This window comes from Acidovorax sp. ST3 (assembly GCF_003231145.1).
Taxonomy (GTDB): Bacteria; Pseudomonadota; Gammaproteobacteria; order Burkholderiales; family Burkholderiaceae_C; genus Acidovorax.
In genome coordinates this window covers 1-1,093 of record NZ_QKVP01000015.1, presented here as the reverse complement: position 1 = coordinate 1,093, position 1,093 = coordinate 1, and the positions used below count along the sequence as shown (strand labels likewise).

The window sequence follows — 1,093 nt, the reverse complement described above, 5'->3', positions numbered from 1 at the left end:
ATTAAGCAATGATCTTGGCCACGACGCCAGCGCCCACGGTGCGGCCGCCTTCGCGGATAGCGAAGCGCAGACCTTCTTCCATGGCGATGGGGTTGATCAGCTTCACAGTGATCGACACGTTGTCACCAGGCATGACCATTTCCTTGTCGGCTGGCAGCTCGATGGCGCCAGTCACGTCGGTCGTGCGGAAGTAGAACTGGGGACGGTAGTTGTTGAAGAAAGGAGTGTGGCGGCCGCCTTCGTCCTTGCTCAGCACATACACCTCAGCCGTGAAGTGGGTATGGGGCTTGATCGAGCCGGGCTTGCACAGCACTTGGCCGCGTTCCACGTCTTCGCGCTTGGTACCGCGCAGCAGCAGGCCGACGTTGTCGCCAGCCTGGCCTTGGTCCAGCAGCTTGCGGAACATTTCCACGCCGGTGCAGGTGGTCTTTTGCGTGTCGCGGATACCCACGATTTCGATTTCTTCGCCGACCTTGATGATGCCGCGTTCCACGCGACCGGTCACCACGGTGCCACGGCCGGAGATGGAGAACACGTCTTCCACAGGCATCAGGAAGGCGCCGTCCACAGCGCGCTCAGGCGTGGGGATGTAGGTGTCCAGGGCTTCGGCCAGCTTCATGATGGCTTCTTCACCCAGCTTGCCCTTGTCGCCTTCCAGGGCGAGCTTGGCGGAGCCACGGATGATGGGGGTGTCGTCGCCTGGGAAGTCGTACTTGTCCAGGAGTTCGCGCACTTCCATTTCGACGAGTTCCAGAAGTTCTTCGTCGTCCACCATGTCGCACTTGTTCAGGAACACGATGATGTAAGGCACGCCCACTTGGCGGGCCAGCAGGATGTGCTCGCGGGTCTGGGGCATGGGGCCGTCAGCAGCGGAGCAAACCAGGATAGCGCCGTCCATCTGGGCAGCGCCGGTGATCATGTTCTTCACATAGTCGGCGTGGCCGGGGCAGTCCACGTGGGCGTAGTGGCGGTTGGCCGTTTCGTATTCCACGTGGGCGGTGTTGATCGTGATACCGCGGGCCTTTTCTTCGGGCGCAGCGTCGATCTGGTCGTAGGCCTTGGCTTCGCCGCCGAACTTGGAGGACAGCACCGT

General features: G+C 61.7%; 1 protein-coding gene. It reads right to left on the bottom strand.

All coding sequences use genetic code 11. From position 1 onward, the window contains the following. Position 1: 1 nt before the first annotated feature. The coding region (gene tuf, locus DNK89_RS23245) for an elongation factor Tu (protein WP_110962004.1) at positions 2-1,093 on the bottom strand (1,092 nt) is incomplete at its 5' end.